The sequence below is a fragment of the Corallococcus sp. Z5C101001 genome (genome assembly GCF_007352635.1).
Lineage (GTDB): Bacteria > Myxococcota > Myxococcia > Myxococcales > Myxococcaceae > Corallococcus > Corallococcus silvisoli.
This window is the reverse complement of record NZ_VKLU01000005.1, coordinates 183484-201389: the sequence shown is the minus strand read 5'-3', so window position 1 is coordinate 201389 and position 17906 is coordinate 183484. Positions and strand designations below refer to the sequence as shown.

Here is a 17906-nt window from a genome sequence, read left to right as displayed (position 1 = left end):
CGAGCCCCCGCGCCACCCACCCGGAGTGCGGCCCCGTGAAGGCGTCCACCCCGTCAGGTCGGGCCGTCGTGTTTCATCACCGGCCCCCGCATGTCTCATCTGGCGTGTCTCACGGAAACTTTCACAGCCACGGTTGGGTGGAGGGACGGTTGTGGTACCTTGCTTGGCCGTGAGCTACGAGCTTTCACATCTTGAGGCGCTGGAAGCCGAGTCCATCTTCATCATCCGGGAAGTCGCGGCGGAGCTGGATCGGCCGGTGCTGCTCTTCTCGGGTGGGAAGGACTCCGCGGTGATGTTGCACCTGGCGGTGAAGGCCTTCTGGCCCGCGCCGCTGCCGTTTCCGCTGATGCACGTGGATACGGGGCACAACTTCCCGGAGGTCCTCCAGTATCGCGACGAACGGGTGGCGGAGCTGGGCGCGCGGCTCATCGTCGCGTCGGTCCAGGAGTCCATCGACGCGGGGAAGGTGACGGAGGAGCGCGGCCCCCGCGCTTCGCGCAACCGCCTTCAGACGCAGCCGCTGTTGGAGGCCATCGAGAAGAACGGCTTCAACGCCGTCTTCGGTGGCGCCCGCCGCGACGAGGAGAAGGCCCGCGCCAAGGAGCGCGTGTATTCCTTCCGCGACGAGTTCGGCCAGTGGGATCCGAAGAACCAGCGGCCGGAGCTGTGGGCGCTCTACAACGGCCGCCACCGCCGGGGCGAACACCTGCGGGTCTTCCCGCTGTCCAACTGGACCGAGCTGGACATCTGGCAGTACATCGGCCGGGAGAACGTGGCGCTGCCGTCCATCTACTACACGCACCGGCGCGAGGTGTTCCGGCGCGACGGGATGTTGATGGCCTGGTCGCCCTTCCTGCCCATGCTGCCCGGGGAGCAGGTGACGACGGAGACGGTGCGCTTCCGCACGGTGGGCGACATGACGTGCACCGCCTGCGTGGAGTCCACCGCGTCCACGGTGGAGCAGGTCATCGCGGAGGTGCAGGCGTCCCGCGTCACCGAGCGCGGCGCGAGCCGCGCGGACGACAAGTTCAGTGAGACGGCGATGGAAGACCGCAAGCGCGAGGGATACTTCTAGTGGAACTGCTGAGATTCGCGACCGCGGGCTCCGTGGATGACGGCAAGAGCACCCTCATCGGGCGGCTGTTGTTCGACACGAAGTCCATCCTCGAGGACCAGCTCGCCGCGGTGGAGCGCACCAGCCACGCGCGGGGCGACGAGTACGTCAACCTGGCGCTGCTGCTGGACGGGCTCAAGGCCGAGCGCGAGCAGGGCATCACCATCGACGTGGCGTACCGCTACTTCTCCACGGTGAAGCGCAAGTTCATCATCGCGGACACGCCCGGGCACCTGCAGTACACGCGCAACATGGTGACGGGCGCGTCCACGGCGGACCTGGCGCTCATCCTGGTGGACGCGCGCAAGGGCGTGCTGGAGCAGACGCGCCGGCATGCCTTCATCGCGTCGCTGCTGCGCGTGCCGCACCTGGTGCTGTGCGTGAACAAGATGGACCTGGTGGACTTCGACGCGAGCGTCTTCGAGCGCATCCGCGAGGAGTTCCGCCAGTTCTCCATGAAGCTGGACGTGACGGACCTGTCGTTCATCCCCATCTCCGCGCTGGGCGGGGACAACGTGGTGACGCGCTCGGAGCGGATGCCCTGGTACCAGGGGCCCACGCTCCTGCACCACCTGGAGAACGTGCACATCGCGTCCGACCGCGACCTCATCCACCTGCGCTTCCCCGTGCAGGGGGTCATCCGGCCCGCGTCCGCGAAGAAGTTCCACGACTACCGCGCGTACTCCGGGCAGCTCCTGGGCGGCGTGATGCGGCCGGGCGACGAGGTGATGGTGATGCCGTCCGGCTTCACCACGCGCATCAAGTCGCTGGAGCTGGCCGGCAAGCCGCTGACGGAGGCGTTCCCGCCCATGTCGGTGAACGTGTCGCTGGAGGAGGAGCTGGATATCAGCCGCGGCGACATGCTGTGCCGCCCGGGCAACCCTCCCGTCGCGAGCCAGGACATCGACGCGATGGTGTGCTGGCTGTCGGACCAGACGCAGCTGAACAGCGGGTCTCGGCTGGCCATCAAGCACACCACCCGCATGGCGCGCGCGATGGTGAAGCAGCTGCACTACCGGCTGGACGTCAACACCCTGCACCGGGACGACCAGAGCCAGGGCCTGAAGCTCAACGAAGTGGGGCGGGTGACGCTGCGCACGACGGTGCCGCTCTTCTTCGACGAGTACCGGCGCAACCGCAGCACCGGCAGCTTCATCCTCATCGACGAGAGCACCAACGCCACCGTGGGCGCGGGGATGATCAACGGTCCCGCGGTGGACAGGTAGGAGCAGACAGCGATGCAACAGCGTCCGGGCTTCATCCTCTGGTTCACTGGCATGTCCGGCGCGGGCAAGAGCACGCTGTCCACCGCGGTGGCGCGCCAGCTCTCGCCCGTGCAGCGCGTGGAGCTGCTCGACGGGGACGAGGTGCGCACGTACCTGTCCCGCGGCCTGGGCTTCAGCCGCGAGGACCGCGAGGAGAACGTCCGTCGCATCGGCTACGTGGCGCGCGTGCTGGCCCGGCACGAGGTGGGCGTCATCACCGCCGCCATCTCTCCGTACAAGAGCTCCCGGGACGAGGTGCGGGCCCTGGCCACCCAGGCCGGCATCCCCTTCCTGGAGGTCTACGTCCAGGCCAGCCTGGAGGCCCTCATCGCCCGCGACGTGAAGGGGCTCTACAAGAAGGCCCTGGCGGGGGAGATCCCCCACTTCACCGGCGTGTCGGATCCCTACGAGCCGCCGGAAGCGCCGGAGATCATCGTGCGCTCCGACGCGGAGACGGTCGAGGCGGGGCTGGAGCGCATCCTCGACACGCTTCGGGACCGGGGGCTGCTGGTCCCCGCCGCGAGCGCCGCCTAGCACACCGCCGTGGGCCTCCGCTTCGCGCCGGGATGCGTCGTTGTCCCGGCGAACGACTCCCTGGGACGTGCGGGCAGGGCAGGGTGGCCGCGGGGGCTTTTCGGCTAGGCTTCGACACTGGAGGGGGTCCGCGCCGTGCCGATGCTCGTCTACAACCCCGGTCAGTCGGATGAGCTGACCTACCCCCTGGGGGACGCGACCATCACCATTGGCCGCGCCGACGATCAGGCCATCTGCATTCCGCACCGCAGCCTGTCGCGCCAACACGCCCGCATCGAGTCCGCCGACGGCCGCTTCATCGTCACCGACCTGCAGAGCAAGAACGGCACCTTCGTCAACGGCGTGCAGATCCGCCGCAAGGAGCTGCGCCCCGGCGACACGCTGACCCTGGGCGAGCTCGTCTTCCTGCTCACCCGCGACCCCCCGCCCGGGGTGGCCCCCGGCCGTCCTGGCGAGCCGTCCGGTGCCTCCGACGAGCCCCGTCCCCAGCTCACGCGCGCGCTCACCCGCGTGCCGCTGAAGACGCTGGTGCAAGCCGTGTCCGGCCAGGAGCCAACCGCCGAGGAGGCCGCCAGCGCGGCCCGGCGCGCCCGCGAGCGCATGCGCCTCCTCCAGGAGGTGGCCAAGCTGCTGTCCGTCACGGACGACCTGGACGCGCTCCCCGGCCGGGTGCTCGACCTGGCGTTCCAGATCCTCCCCGTGGACCGGGGCGTCATCCTGCTCCTGGACGAGGGCTCCGGGAAGCTGGAGCCGCGCGTGTCGAAGACGGCGGAGGGCGCGGCCGTGCGCGGCCCCATCTTCAGCCAGAACATCGTGGACTTCGTCCTGCGCCGCAGCGTGGCGGCCCTGTTCTCCGACGCGGTGAATGATCCGCGCCTGGGCGCGGCCGACTCCGTCATCTTCAGCTCCATCCGCGCCTCCATGTGCGTGCCGCTCAAGCCGCGCGACGAGGTGCTGGGCGTGCTGTACGTGGACAACGTGTCCGCGCCCCGGAGCTTCTCCGAGGACGACCTGGACTTCCTCGTCGCGTTCGCGGGACAGGCCGCGCTCGCGCTGGAGAACGCCCGGCTCTATCGCCGCATCGAAGAGGAGACGGTGCAGCGGATGCAGCTCATCATGGACGCGAAGCTGGCCTCGCTGGCGGCCATGGTGGGCGGCATGGCGCACGAGCTGCGCAACCCGCTCAACTTCATCAGCAACTTCGCCGGCCTGTCGGTGGGCCTCACGGAGGACCTGGCCGGGGTGCTGGAGCCGCAGCGGGGACAGCTGACGCCGGCCTCCGCGCGCGACGTGGACGAGGCGCTCGCGTGCCTGCGCACCAACGTCCAGAAGATATACGAGCACGGCCGCCGCGCGGACGCGCTCATCCAGGGCATGCTCCAGCACGCGCGCCGCGCGCCCGGCCCGCGCGAGGAGGTGGACCTCAACACCCTGGTCGCGGAGAGCGTCGCCCTGGGCCAGGGCGGCATGCGCGGCGAGCCCCTGCCGGTGCGTCTGGACGCGGAGTACGCCCCGGACGTCGGACGCCTGGAGCTCATCCGCGCGGAGGTCGGCCGCGTCATCATCAACATCGTGGACAACGCGCTCTACGCCATGCGTCAGAAGCGACAGGCACAGGGCGCCGCGTACGTGCCGGTGCTCAAGGTGCGCACCCTGGCGCGTTTGGATCAGGTGGAAGTGCGGCTGCGGGACAACGGTCCCGGCATCCCCACGGAGAGCGCGGGCAGAATCTTCGACCCGTTCTTCACCACGAAGCCGCCCGGGCAGGGGACGGGGCTGGGGCTGTCGCTCAGCCATGACATCATCGTCCAGGGCCATCAGGGCACCTTCCGCATGGAGTCGGTGCCGGGCGAGTTCACGGAGTTCGTCATCACGCTGCCCCGGCGGGGCGGTGCACGGTCGTCAATGGAGCGAGGCTCGGGAACGCGATGAAGAACCCCATGGACCCCCACCTGCTGGACGCCTTCCAGGGCCGCTACGAAATCCTGTCCGAGCTGGGCGAGGGCGGCTTCGGCCGCGTCTACAAGGCCCGGCAGGTGACCACCGGCCAGAGCGTCGCGGTGAAGCTCTTGCGGCTGACGGAGGGCGCGACGCCGGAGTCGGTGGAGCGCAGGAGCGCGCGGTTCGAGCGCGAGATGAAGCTGTGCGCGCAGATGCACCACCCGAACATCGTGCGCCTCATCGACTCCGGGCGCGCGCAGGGCGGCGCCGTCTACTCCATCTTCGAGTTCGTCCCGGGCAGGAACCTGGCGCAGGTGCTCGCGGAGGAGGGCGTGCTGGATCCGGTGGAGGCGCGCCACCTGATGCTCCAGCTGCTGGACGCGCTGGCGTGCGCGCACGCGCAGAACGTGGTGCACCGCGACCTGAAGCCCGCGAACGTCATGGTGGTGCCCACGGGCGCGCGCCGCAACGCGCTGGTGCTGGACTTCGGCATCGGGTCGGTGACGGAGGAGCTGGCGCGCGCGGATGCGCAGCCGCGCATCACCTCCACCAACGAATCGCTGGGCACGCCGTCGTACGCGGCGCCGGAGCAGCTGCGCGGGCAGGCGCCCACGCCGCGCTCGGACCTGTACGCCTGGGGCCTGGTGTTCCTGGAGTGCCTCACCGGCCGGCGCGTCTTCGAGGGCGCCACCGTCGCGGAGGTCATCTTCCAGCAGCTCTCCGCGGAGCCGGTGCCCGTTCCCCCGGTCATCGCCGCGCACCCGCTGGGCAAGCTGCTCCAGCGCGTCACCGCCAAGGATCCTTCGCAGCGCACCGTGACCGCGGAGGTGCTGCTGCGCCAGCTGGAGGCGGTGGACGTCTCCAACCTGCCGCGCCGGCCCACGCCCGTGCGCATCCAGCCCGCGGCGCCCAACGCGGAGACGGCGACGGTGGAGCTGTCCAGCCGCACGCCCAACGCCCTGTCCACGCGTGGCCGGAGGTGGGCGGAGGGCGAGCGCCGGCAGTTGACGGTGGTGTGCTGCACGCTGTCCGCCACCCAGACGGCGCCGGGCCCGGTGGACATCGAGGAGCTGGACCACGTGCTGGGCGCCCAGCAGGAGGTCTGCATTGAAATCGCCCGGCGCTACAACGGCCACATCGCCAGCGCCCTGGGCGACATCGTCCTCTTCTACTTCGGCTACCCGGCGGCGCGGGAGGACGACGCGCGGCGGGCCGCGCAGGCGGCGCTGGACATGGTGGCCGAGGTGCGCCGCCGGGGCCGCGCCATCGAGTCCGAGCACGGCACGCGGGTGGAGATCCGCGTGGGCCTGCACACCGGGCTCGTGGTGTCGCGCGAACAGCGGGACCCGACGCTGTCCGGGCTGGGCTTCGTGGTGGGCACCACGCCCAAGCTGGCCTTCCGCCTGTCCACCTCCGCGCCCTCGGGCGCCATCCTCGTCACCGGGGACACGCAGCAGCTGGTGCGCAAGCACTTCCCGCTGGAGCCGGTCCCCACATCCCCCGACGAGCTGCTGCCGCCCGGCCTGGAGACGTTCGTGCTCCAGGGCGCGGACGCCACGTGGAGCGGCGAGGACGACGCGCTGTCCCTGGTGGGCCGCGCGCGGGAGCTGGAGCTGCTGCTGGCGCGCTGGGAGCAGGTGCGCGCCGGGCAGGGGCAGGCGGTGCTCGTGTCCGGTGAGCCGGGCATCGGCAAGTCGCGCCTCACCCGCGAGCTGGGCGACCGGCTGGGCGTGGAGCCGCACACGTGGCTGGAGGCGCGCTGCACGGCGGACAGCTCCAGTCAGGCGTACTTCCCCGTGGTGGATCTGCTCACGCGGATGCTGGACCCCCACCGCGACCTGCCGCCCGAAGGCCGGCTGAAGGGACTGGAGGCGCTGCTTTCCGGCTACAGCTTCGACCTGGCGGAGACGCTGCCGCTGTTCGCGCCGCTGCTGTCGCTGCCGCTGCCGCCGGAGCGCTGGGCTCCGCTGGACGTGTCACCGCTGAAGCACCGGGAGCTCACGCGCCACGCGCTGCTGGCGTTCCTCGCCGCGTTGGCGGAGCGCCAGCCGGTGGTGCTGGCGCTGGAGGATCTGCACTGGGCGGACCCGTCCACGCTGGAGCTGCTCAAGGAGCTGGTGGCGGAGGTGTCCTCGTCGCGCCTGCTCGCGGTGTTCAGCGCGCGGCCGGAGTTCGAGCCGCCGTGGCCCGCGTCCTCGGTGACGCAGGTGGGGCTGGGGGCCCTCGCGCGCGGCGAGGTGGAGCGGCTGGCCACCGCCGCCGCGGGAGGCCCGCTGTCTCCCGAGGCGCTGGAGGAGATCGCCTCGCGCACGGACGGCATCCCCCTGTTCGTCGAGGAGCTGGTCCGCTCGCTTCGCGAGTCCGGCGCGCTGGTGGAGCGCGAGGGCCGCTTCGCGCTGGAGGCCGGCAAGGCGGGCCCCGCGGTGCCGGGCACCTTGCGCGACCTGCTCGTCGCAAGGTTGGACCGGCTGGGCCGCGGCAAGGAGACCGCGCAGGTGGCGTCCGTGCTGGGGCGCGAGCTGACGCACGAGCTGCTGCGCCACGTGAGCCCCCTCACGCCCGAGGCGCTGGAGGCGGACCTGGAGCGGCTGGTGGGGGCGGGGCTGCTGCACCGCAAGCGCCGGCCGAAGGGGCCCGTGTACCTCTTCAAGCACGCGCTGGTGCGCGACGCGGCCTACGACTCCATGCTCAAGCGGTACCGCCAGCAGATGCACGCGAAGACAGCGGAGGCGCTGGAGGCGCACTTCCCGGACGTCGTGGAGTCGCGGCCGGATCTGCTCGCGCACCACCTGTCGTCCGCGAACCTCAAGCGCAAGGCCATCGGCTACGCGCAGAAGGCCGCCTTCAACGCGCTGGTGCGCTCCGCCTACGTGGAGGCCATCCTGTTCGCGCGGCTGGGCCTGTCCTGGCTGGAGGCCATCGAGGACCCGCTGGAGCGCGCGCAGCTGGAGCTGAGCCTCAACGGCGTGCTCGCGCCGGCGCTGATGTCCACGCAGGGCTGGCGCTCGCAGGAGCTGCGCACCGTGGCCGAGCGCTCGCTGGAGCTGCTCCTCACGGTGGGGGAGAGCCCGTACGCGGCCCCGACCCTGTGGATCCTCTCCATCTACTACCACCTGGGGGGAGACCAGCGCCGGGTGCGCGGCCTGCTCGACCGGCTGGTGGAGCTGGCGCGCCGCACCGGCGACACGGGGCAGGAGGCGGTGGCGCTCACCATCCTGTCCAACATCGAACTGCTCGAGGGCCGGCTGGGCGAGGCGAAGGCGAGGGCGGAGCGGTGCCTGTCGCTGTTCGACCCGGTGGCGCACCGGATGCACCGCATCCTCTACGGGCAGGACACCCGGGTGGGCGGCGAGTCCGTGCTGTGCCGGGGGCTGTGGCTGCTGGGCTTCGCGGACCAGGCGAAGGCGCACGGCGAGGCCGCGGTGGCGTGGGGCCGGGAGCTGAACCACGGCACCAGCATTGGCCTGTCGTTCATCTACCTGCTGCTGATGGCCCAGGAGCACGGCGACCGGACGGAGGCGCTTCAGCTCATCCACCAGCACGCGGAGCTGTCGCACCGCCATGGCCTGCTGGAGCAGTCCGCCTATGTGGGCATCCTGCGGGGGTGGGCGGTGAAGGACCTGGAGGCGACGCGGCGGGGCGTGGCCATGCGGGAGGCCTTCGGCACGGAGATGGACCAGCCGGCCTACTACGCCATCCTCGCGGAGCTGGAGCTGGAGCTGGGCCATGTGGACGCGGCGCTCGACACGGTGGAGCGCGGCCGGCAGCGGGCCCAGGCCCTGGGCGAGGGCTATCACGAGTCGAAGCTGCTGCGCGTCAAGGGCCAGGTGTTGCTGCGGCGTGACGGGCCCACGGCCCCCGCCGGGGAGGCGTGCTTCCGGCAGGCGGCGGAGGGGGCCCAGGCGCAGGGGGCCCGGATGCGCGAGCTCCAGGCCGTCACCGCGCTGGCGCGGGTGCTCCAGGCGACGGGGCGGCAGGAAGAAGCCCGGCTGCGGTTGCAAACGGTCTACAGTACCTTCACCGAGGGGCTGGCGACCCCGCCCGTCTCGGAGGCCCGGGCGCTGCTGGCGGCGCTGGGAGGAGATTGCTGACATGAGCAAGAAGAAGCCGGAGTCGAAGGCCGTGCCCGCGCCGGCCAGGGCCCGTCCCGTGGCGCGCAAGCTCCCGCGCAAGGCGGGGGCCCAGGCCACGGTGAATGACTGGCAGGCCGTGTGGATGCGCGCCGTCGCGCTCGCGTGGAAGGAGCCCGCGTTCGAGAAGGCCCTCCAGGAGGACCCGCGCCACGCCCTCAAGCAGCGCTTCGACTTCGAGCTGCCCGCGGGCATCCACCTGAAGGTCGTCCCCGCCACCGCGCAGGACACGGCCAAGGCCTCCGACTGGCTGCTTCACAGCGCGGAGGTGGAGCTGCCCCTGCCCAAGAAGCCGGCCAACGTGGCGGACCACGCCGTCGCCCTCTCCAGCCTCACGGACACGTACAACCGTTCGCACTGCTGCGGCAGCCCCTGCTGCTGACCGCCTTCCCGTGAGGCCCGGTGGGGTCCGGGGGATGAGGCCTACGGGTCTCCCCCCGACACCGCGAAGGCGCCCACGGAGGCCTCCCCGAAGCCGTCCACGCCCGCCACGCGCTGGAAGAAGTCCGGGTCGCTGCGCCCCAGCGCGTAGGGCCTCAGGCCCAGCGCGGTGGACACCAGGTAGAGCGTCTGCACCAGGGCTCCGGTGTCCTGCAGCACCAGGGCGTACGCCAGCGTCTCGTACTTCCAGGCGAGCCGGGGCACGCGCGCGGCCACCACCATCAGCACCTCCGGCCGCTCGAAGGGCTCCACCGGCGCGCGGGCCTCGTCCAGCAGCGCGTGGAACTCCGGCGTGGGGCCGCACAGCCGCTCCAGCCGGTGGCCCAGCGGATCGTAGTGGTAGGCGCCCGGCGCCAGCCCCTGGCACTCGCCGACGAGCGGGTACAGCTCCAGCGCGTACACCGCGCCCGCGCCCGGGTAGGGCCGGTCCGTCACCTCTCCGTCCTGCGTGGTGCGCACGTCGCGCACGCGCGCGGCGCGGAAGAGCAGCTCCCCCAGCTGGCGCACCGTGAGCGGGGACGCGCCCCGGCCCCTCAGGCTGCGGCGGGCCTCCAGCACCTCGGTGAAGGTGCGGTCCCCGGCGCGCAAGGCCTCCACGTCCGGGCGGTACAGCTCCACCGCCTCCTGGGTCACCGGCGGCTTGAGGGCGGGCGGGTTGGGCAGCTCGCCCCGGAAGCGGTAGGTGGCCCCCGCGCGCGTCTGGTGGCCCCAGCCCCGCGAGCGCAGGTGGAAGAGCAGGTCGTGCGGCTCCCACTGGCGCAGGGCGGTGAGCGTCTCCTCCGACGCCGGCACGTCCAGGCCGTCCGGCACCAGGATGCCCGTCTCCGCCAGCAGCCGCACCAGCTCCCGGAGCGTGAAGGACTCGATGCCGGTGTTGAACTGGTTGAGCCGCGCCAGCAGCGTGGGGCGGGCCATGTCGAACAGCAGCGACACCACGCGCCGGTCATGCACCGCCGCGGTGGCGTGCACGGTGGGGCAGTCCAGCACCGCGCGGCCCTCCGCCATGCGCGTGTGCGCGAAGCGCGACAGCTGCAGCGGCACCGTCGCGTCGAAGGTCGCGCGGTGGCGCAGGAAGGACGCGGAGGCCGGCGTCAACGTCAGCAACAGGTTGCCCCGCTCCTCCACCGTCCACGACAGGAGGCCGCCGTCGCTGGCCAGGTCCAGCCAGTACCACGCGAGCGTCGTGTCCGAGCCCGCGGTGGTCGGCACCTCCGACTCGTGGATGCCCCCGTCCGCGAGCGACTCGAAGACGGCGCGCACACCCGGGGCCAGCGGGCCCAGCCGCAGCGAGCGGCCAGGGCCCTCCACGCGCGCGTCCTCCGCGTCGGGGCAACGCAGCGCCACGCCTTCGGCGAGCGACAATCTCATGCGAGCGGCCTCACGGTTCCACACCGTAGAACCGGGTCGGGTTTTCCCAGAGAACCTTTCGTAGACGACTTTCGGTCATTGCGTCACGCAATGACAGCAGGGAACCCAGCACATCCTCTCCGTGGTCCAGATGCGGGAAGTCGCTTCCGAAGAGCAGCCGCTCCTCGGGGAGGTGCCGCACCACGTCAGGCAGGTAGGGTTCATCCGGCTCCACGGAGACGAAGCAGTGGCGGCGCAGGTAGGCGGATGGCGGCTGCCGGACGGTGGCGGCGACCTCCGCGCCCACCGCCCGGTACTCCTCGTCCAGACGCCAGGCCCAGTACGGCAGCCAGCCGCAGCCGGCCTCCATCGCGCCGATGCGCAGCGCGGGGTGGCGCTCCAGCACGCCTCCCTGGAGGAGCGCGAGCAGCCCCATCATCAGCTCCATGGGGTGGGCGCAGGCGTGGTTGGCGAAGCGGGTGTCGAAGCGGTCCGCGCCCGCGGAGGGCACGTAGACATGGCCGCTGCCGTGCAGCACGACGGCGAGGGAGCGGGCCTCGCACTCCGCCCAGAAGGGCTCGTAGGCGGCGTCGGACAGGAGCCGGCCGCCGATGGGGTTGGGGCGCACCATCACCGCGCGCCAGCCGAAGCCCGCCACCCGGCGCGCCTCCGCCACCATGGCCTCCGGTTCGTGCCGGCTGATGAGCCCCACGCCCCGCAGGCGCTCCGGCTGGTGCGCGCAGAAGCCGTGCAGCCAGGTGTTGTAGACGGACGCGAACGCGGTGGCCACGGACGGCTTCAGGGGCCACAAGCCCTCCAGCAGCAGGGCATGGGTGGGGAAGAGGGCCGCCATGTCCACGCCGTCGCGGTCCATCTGGGCCAGGTACACGTCGGGCCGCTGGAGCAGCTCGTTGCGGCCCAGCTGCGCGTACGCGCGCGCGGAGAACTCCACCCACGCGCGCTCCGGCATGTGGTTCCACAGCGGCTTGCCGTGGACCTCCGGGAGCGGCTGCACGGGCACCAGGCCCAGGGCGCCCAGCCGCTCCAGCCGCGCCTGGAGGGGTTCGTCCGGGAGGCGTCCGGGCCGGGGCGCGTGCTTGCGCAGCGCGGGCTCCAGCTGTTCCGCCCAGAGGCCCAGGGGCTCCAGGACGTGCCGGTCCGCGTCGAAGATGCGAAGGCCGTCGCGCATGCGTCAGGGTCCCCAGCTCGCGAGCTCGTCGCGCACGTCCTTGAGCAGCGCTTCCAGCAGGCCGGTGCGGCGCGCCTGGGTGCGCAGGGCCTGCTCCTCCCCGGACTCCAGGGCGCCCGGGTGTCCTCCGCGGGCCTCCACGGCGCGGTCGCACAGCTCGCGCAGGAACTCGTGGTGCTGCGGCTGGAGCGCCTGGAAGCCCTCGCCCCAGCGGGCGACGAAGTCCACCAGGACGTCTCGCGAGGCCTCGGGGACGTCGCGGCGGTCGGGCAGGTCGCGGCTCAGGCGCACGTAGAGGTCCGGGAACACGTCGCGCAGCGCGGTGGCGAAGGGGGCCGGCACGTACACGGGCTGCGTGTCCGGGACGAGGTCGCCCTGGCGCTCCAGGGCCAGCACGGCGTCGAAGTCCGTGAAGAGGCGTTCGTGCCGGCGGCGCTCGTTCTGGTTGCGCGCGAGGAAGAACACCGCGCGCGGCAGCATCGCGGGCGCGGCGCGGCGGATGCCCGAGAGCGTGTCGCCGATGGCCGTCCGCTCCCCGGGCGTCAGGGCCCACGAGGCGGTGGCCTCGCGCAGGAAGCGGTCGGTGACGGGCTCCGGCCACTCGGGCTCCCGCACGCGCGGTGGGCGCTCGATGCCGGCGATGAACGCCCGGATGCGCTCACAGGCCGCGTCCCACGTGGACAGCCGCTCCACCAGGTCGCGGAAGCCCTCGAGCAGCTGGGGCCGCGTCATGCCCAGGGGCATCACGTTGAGCACGATGGCCCCTCGATCCTTCGCGTGCGCCTTGCGGGGCGTGGCGAGGCGGCCCTCCGCGCGCAGCCGCGTCCACAGCTTCGTGCCGCGCGGAGCCTGGAGGGGCGCGACCACCACCCACGGCAGGTGGGCGCGCTGGATGTTGGCGTGCAGCGAGTCGAAGACGGCCGGCGTGTCGTGGTCGAACCCGACGATGAAGCTGCCCCGGGGCCCGACGCCGTGGGCTTGAATGCGCAGCAGGTCGCCCATCAGGTCCGCGCGCACGTTCTGATGCTTCTGCGCTTCCTTGAGCGCGGCGGGGTCGAAGGACTCGATGCCCAGCACGACGGTGTAGAAGTTGGCGTCCGCCATCCCTTCCAGCAGCGCGGCGTCGCGGCTCAGGTTCATCGTCACCTGGGTGAAGAAGCGCAGCGGGCGGGGCAGGGCGCGGTTGAGCGGCACCAGCCCCGCGAGCACCTCCTTCGCGTACGCCGCGTCGCCGATGAACTCGTCGTCCGCGAAGAAGACGCCCTCCGCCCCCAGCGCCGCGTGGCCGCGCACCTCCTCCAGCACCCGGTCCACGGGCTTGTGCCGCTGCTTGCGGCCGTAGAGGTAGATGACGTCGCAGAACGCGCAGTCGAACGGACAGCCCCGCGTGGTCTGCACGGAGCCCCAGGCGTAGCGCGGGAAGTCCGCCGCGACGGCGTCCCAGCGCGGCATGGGGCTCTCGCTCATCGCCGGCTTGTCGATCTGCCGGTACTCGGGCGCGTACTCGCCCTGGAGGTAGTCGGCGAGGAAGCGCGGCCAGGTCCGCTCGGCTTCGTTGACGAAGAGGGCGTCGAAGAAGCCCCGGTAGTCCTCCGGCGCCGCGGAGACGGCGGGGCCGCCCGCGACCACCGTGGCGCCCTGGTCGCGGAAGAAGCCGCCCAGGAAGCGCGCCTGGTACGTGAGCGCGGAGTACATCACCGACACGCCGACGATGTCGTAGTCGGGGAGCACCGTGTCCGCGCGGATCTGCCCGTGCAGCTCCTCGTCCCAGATGTCCACGCTGAAGGGGGCGGGCGTGAGCGCCGCGAGCGTCGCGCAGGCCAGCGGCGTCATGGTCGCGCGCTTCACGAGTCCGCGCTCGGGATCGAAGTCCTCCGTCTCGCGGTCCACGTGGCGCCGGTCCGGTCCACACTGGACGAGCAGGACGCGCGGCTGGACGGGGGAGGACGGGGCCATGGACCGGTTCAGAAAGAGAACGGCACGGGGTTGAGCTGCGCTTCGGTCAGCGGGGCCGAGAGCCACCCCATCCGCACGGGGACGTCATACAGCCGCCCGGGACCCAGCCGGGGCCAGAAGTGCCGCAGGCCCGGGACGACGACCTTCACCGCCGAGACGCCTACGTCCGGCCGGGATTGTTCCACCACCAGCGTTTCCAGGCCCACGCGCGCGGCCCGCGCCACGCACTCGGCCACGTCGTCCCGCAGGTCGCCGTGCCACACGCGCGGGAAGTCCGCGGCGCCTCGCGCGGCGGCCGTCTCCTCCGGGAAGAGCCAGGAGGGGTCCTCGTGCGCGCCGGTGTCCCAGGGCGACGGGGACGTGTCCTTCGGGTCGTAGCACTGGGCCACCTCCGTGAGCGCGCGCTGCACGGCGAGCTTCGCGTCGAAGTGACTGCCGCACCCGGCCCAGGCCCGGCCGCGCTCCGGCGACCAGACGAGCGCGACGAACACCGGGATGCCCAGGTCGTGCGTGAGGTCGAGCACCCATGAGCGCAGGCCCAGCGATTGGTAGTGCGCCTCCACGGAGGTGAACCACGGATCGCCGAAGCCGTGCAGGTCCACCCGGGGGCGGCGCAGGCGGTTGTACCACCAGAGCGCCACCGCATCGCGCTCCACCAGCTCCAGGAAGCCCTGGAGGATGGCCTCCTCCACGCAGTTGCCCGCGGCGTTCCCGTTGGAGTTGAAGAGGCAGAACGGGCCGCCCGGGGGCGCGGGCGCGAAGAGGTACGCGAACGACGTGGGCACGTACTTGCGCTCGCCATGCGTGAGCGACCACGCGGGGCTCCAGTCCATGGGTTGATCCGCGTAGGGCTGGGGCACCGCCGTGCGCGCGTCGCGGCGCGCGCCGCCTTCGGTCCTGGCCTGGAGCTGCGCGGGGCTGAAGTGCTGGAGCGCGTCCGGGTGCACGGCGCGCGGGCCCAGGGAGGAGGCGGTGGCGTGGACGCGGGGCTCGTCGCCCTGGAACACGGCGCTGTGGCGCTCCAGGGCCTCGCACAGCGCGCCCGCGCGGGCCTGGGCCTCCGTGCGGCCCTTGCCGCTGGCCACGCGGTGGAAGTCGTCGGAGGCGGGCGCGTCCGTCCACGGGCACACGCGGAAGACGGCGGACTGGATGTGGCCCAGGGGCGCGTCGCCCGGCACCGCGCGCAGGTCGCTCACCACGCCTGTCACGGGGCTGATCAGGTGACGGTGCCGCTCCCAGGTCTCCTCGGGCGTGAGGATGCGGTGGCCGCCGTCGTCCGTGAAGCGCTTGGGGCGCGAGGCCAGCACCAGCGGCTGCTTCGCGCGCGCGTCCAGCCAGGCCGGGTCGCCGCACTCCGGGCACTGCGGGCGCCGACTCACCGCGTGCGGCTCCAGCTTCCAGGTGGAGAAGTCGAGCGTCCACAGCCGCGAGAAGTCCACGCCGGTCGTCCCGCTCACCACCCAGCGGGCCACGAGCGTCGCGGCGAAAGAGAGTCCCGCCTGCGCGGTGGTGGGCAGGCCCGTGCGGGGCGGGCGGGCCGGGCTCCCGCGCCGCGCGAGGTATTTCTCGATGGGGCGGTTGTCCAGCAGCCGCGCGGTGAGGCACGCCCAGCAGGCGCCATCCCCAGGCCCGACGACGGGCCCCGCATGGCACGCCGTGCCGGACACCTTCACGGGCAGGAACGCGGCGCCCGCGTGCCGGGCCTCGCGGGCGAGCACCTCCGCCTCGGGTGACAGGTAGTCGTCCACCAGCAGCACGTGGCGGTCCGCGTCCTCGCGCACGTCCAGGCCCGCGTCCGCGAGCGCATCCTCCAGCCGCGCTCCGTCCTCGCCTTCCACGGCGCGCACCGCGACGGCCGTGTCCAGGAGCCGCCCGGCCGCGACCGCCGCGTCCAGGCCCAGGGACTCCCAGAAGCCGGCGACCCCGGCGTCGAAGACGTCGTGCGCCTCCTCCACGTGTCCGCGCTCCTCCAGGAGCGACAGCGCGTAGAGCACCTCCGGGGCGGAGGCCCGTCCCACCAGGGTGGAGATGACCTGCGCCACGGAGCGCTGGCCATCCAGCAGGGGCACGATGCTCGCGTGCAGCTCGCCCTCCAGCAGGAACTGGGCGCGCTCCCCGACGAGGAAGACGCGCCGCGAGTCGATCACCTCGGCACGCAGGTGGGGCTTGAGGCGGAGGACTCGGTCCATGGGCAGGCGGGCGAGCCTACCCGGGCCCCGTGCCGGTGGATATGATCGGCCGCCGCGAAGGGGGCACGGACGCGCGTGGTAGAACGCCGCGCATGGCCCGCATCTCCCTGTCGACGAGCGCGCGTGTGTCTCCGGAGTCCATGCACCCGCCGCTCCGGCGCCGCGGTGCCACCGGCCTCGTGGAGGTGACGCTGGTGGTGCGCCACGGCTCGCCCCTGCCCACGGTGGAGCAGCTGTGCGTGGATCCTCCGCGCCGCGCGCTCACCCACGAGGAGTTCGAGGCGAAGTACGGCATGTCCTCGAAGGACCTGGCCACCCTCCAGCGCTTCGCGAAGTCCCACGCCCTGCGCGTCGCGTCCGTCCAGCGCGACCGATGCCTCGTGCGCCTCGAGGGGGACGCGGCCGCGGTCCGGAAGGCCTTCGGCGTGGACCTGTGGCGCTACCGGCACGGCGACGCGTCCTACCTGAGCCACACGAAGCCCGTCGAGCTCCCGCGCTCCTTGCACGGCGTGGTGGAGTGGGTGTTCGGCCTGGACACGCGTCCGCTCGTCACGCACAGCATGTCGGCGCTGCCCGTGCCGGTGGAGGCGGCGGCGCAGGCCGGTCTGCGCTCCTACCCACCGCCGGACGTGGCGCGCATGTACCGCTATCCCGCGACGCAGGGCGCTGGCCAGTGCGTGGGCGTCATCGAGCTGACGGGCGGATATCGCCCCGAAGACCTGGACGCGTACCTCGCGTGGATGGGTGTGGAGCGCGAGCCCCCGGTGACGGTGGGGCCCAACAAGCCGACCTTGAGCACGGCCTCCAACGCGGAAGTCACCCTGGACGTGGAGCTGGTGTCCGCGCTGTGTCCGAAGGCGCGCGTGGTCGTCTACAACGCGGGCTCGAAGGACTACTCGCTGACCGACTACCACCGCGTCCTGGCCATGGCGATCAGCGACCGGGAGAACCTGCCGTCGGTGCTCACCACCAGCTGGTCCTTCTACGAAGGCTCGCTCATCCAGCAGGGCGATGAAGCGGCCTTCGAGCGGCTCTTCCGCGAGGCGGCGCTGCTGGGCATCACCGTGTGCGCGGCCTCCGGGGACCTGGGCTCGCAGGTGCCCGTGCCGGGCGGCTCTCCCACGCGGGCCATCACCCTGGCCGCGACGAGCTACCCGGCCGCGAGCGCGCTGGTGCTGGGCTGCGGCGGCACGACGCTTCAGGCCGCCGGGGACGCCATCCTCCACGAGCGGGTGTGGAACCGGCTGGGGGAGGTCATGTCGATGGGCGCGCTGGGGGCCTCCGCGTCCGCGGGCGCGAGCAGCGGCGGGGTCAGCGCCATGAACGCGCTGCCTCCCTACCAGCGCGGGATGAACGTGCCGCACCAGGTGATGACGTCATGGACGAGCGGGGTGTTCGAGTTCGTTTCGTCCACGTCGGGCCGAGGCGTGCCGGACGTCGCGGCCAACGCCGACCTCCACACCGGTTACCAAATCTACTTCAAGGGGCAGAAGGGCGTCGCCGCGGGCACCAGCGCCGCCGCGCCCATGTGGGCCTCGCTCGTCGTCCTCCTCAACGAGTCCCTGGGCCAGCGCGTGGGTTTCCTCCATCCCCGGCTGTACGCGCTCGTCGCGGAGGGCGAGCCCGTCGTCCGCCGCATCACCCACGGCGGCAACGGCGCGTACTTCGCCCGCGAGGACGCGCTGTGGAACGCGTGCACCGGCCTGGGCTCGCCGGATGGAGAGGCGCTGCTCAAGGGGCTGCGCAAGCTCCAGCGCCGCAAGCACTGAAGACTTCGAGCACCCGCCGGGGCCCGCGCCG

The 17906-nt window shown here is 72.3% G+C and carries 11 protein-coding genes; 7 read left to right on the top strand and 4 right to left on the bottom strand.

The window, feature by feature from the left end; genetic code table 11:
- Positions 1 to 169: 169 nt before the first annotated feature.
- The 6 genes from cysD to FOF48_RS11280 all read left to right on the top strand — a co-directional run bounded on the left by cysD (position 170) and on the right by FOF48_RS11280 (position 9366).
- A complete protein-coding gene (gene cysD, locus FOF48_RS11305; RefSeq protein ID WP_221938228.1) occupies positions 170 to 1075 on the top strand; it encodes a sulfate adenylyltransferase subunit CysD in 906 nt (301 codons plus the stop codon).
- Positions 1075 to 2340: a sulfate adenylyltransferase subunit 1 gene (locus FOF48_RS11300; RefSeq protein WP_143900805.1), complete on the top strand. Its 1266-nt coding sequence runs from the start codon at positions 1075 to 1077 to the stop codon at positions 2338 to 2340. The genes cysD and FOF48_RS11300 overlap by 1 nt, the downstream gene beginning before the upstream one ends.
- 12 nt (positions 2341 to 2352) lie before the next feature.
- The gene (gene cysC, locus FOF48_RS11295; protein WP_143900803.1) at positions 2353 to 2913 is read left to right on the top strand and encodes an adenylyl-sulfate kinase; all 561 of its coding nucleotides are present in this window, start codon (positions 2353 to 2355) and stop codon (positions 2911 to 2913) included.
- Between the two features lie 141 nt (positions 2914 to 3054).
- Positions 3055 to 4845 (top strand): FHA domain-containing protein, encoded by a 1791-nt coding sequence (locus FOF48_RS11290; RefSeq protein ID WP_143902100.1) that lies wholly within the window; start codon positions 3055 to 3057, stop codon positions 4843 to 4845.
- An 8-nt stretch (positions 4846 to 4853) separates the two neighbouring features.
- Positions 4854 to 8945: a TOMM system kinase/cyclase fusion protein gene (locus FOF48_RS11285; RefSeq protein ID WP_255442067.1), complete on the top strand. Its 4092-nt coding sequence runs from the start codon at positions 4854 to 4856 to the stop codon at positions 8943 to 8945.
- 1 nt (position 8946) lies between these two features.
- Positions 8947 to 9366, top strand: coding sequence for a BMA_0021/BMA_0022 family TOMM bacteriocin (locus FOF48_RS11280; protein WP_143900799.1), 420 nt, complete (start codon positions 8947 to 8949; stop codon positions 9364 to 9366).
- A gap of 41 nt (positions 9367 to 9407) precedes the next feature.
- Here FOF48_RS11280 and FOF48_RS11275 read toward each other — a convergent pair whose 3' ends face one another.
- From FOF48_RS11275 to FOF48_RS11260, 4 genes are read right to left on the bottom strand one after another with little or no spacing between them, the layout of a single operon-like run.
- Complete coding sequence (locus FOF48_RS11275) at positions 9408 to 10793, bottom strand: SagB family peptide dehydrogenase (RefSeq protein ID WP_143900797.1); 1386 nt, start codon at positions 10791 to 10793, stop codon at positions 9408 to 9410.
- A 10-nt stretch (positions 10794 to 10803) separates the two neighbouring features.
- Complete coding sequence (locus tag FOF48_RS11270) at positions 10804 to 11961, bottom strand: amidohydrolase family protein (protein ID WP_143900795.1); 1158 nt, start codon at positions 11959 to 11961, stop codon at positions 10804 to 10806.
- Between the two features lie 3 nt (positions 11962 to 11964).
- On the bottom strand, positions 11965 to 13917 hold the full coding sequence (locus FOF48_RS11265; RefSeq protein ID WP_143900793.1) for a radical SAM protein: 1953 nt from the start codon (positions 13915 to 13917) through the stop codon (positions 11965 to 11967).
- 8 nt (positions 13918 to 13925) lie between these two features.
- Positions 13926 to 16106 carry a TOMM precursor leader peptide-binding protein gene (locus tag FOF48_RS11260; RefSeq protein ID WP_143900791.1) on the bottom strand — a complete coding sequence of 727 codons (2181 nt, stop codon included), beginning with the start codon at positions 16104 to 16106 and terminating at the stop codon, positions 13926 to 13928.
- 92 nt (positions 16107 to 16198) lie between these two features.
- Between FOF48_RS11260 and FOF48_RS11255 the strand changes: the two genes are divergently transcribed.
- A complete protein-coding gene (locus tag FOF48_RS11255) occupies positions 16199 to 17875 on the top strand; it encodes a protease pro-enzyme activation domain-containing protein (RefSeq protein WP_161664584.1) in 1677 nt (558 codons plus the stop codon).
- Positions 17876 to 17906: the final 31 nt, after the last annotated feature.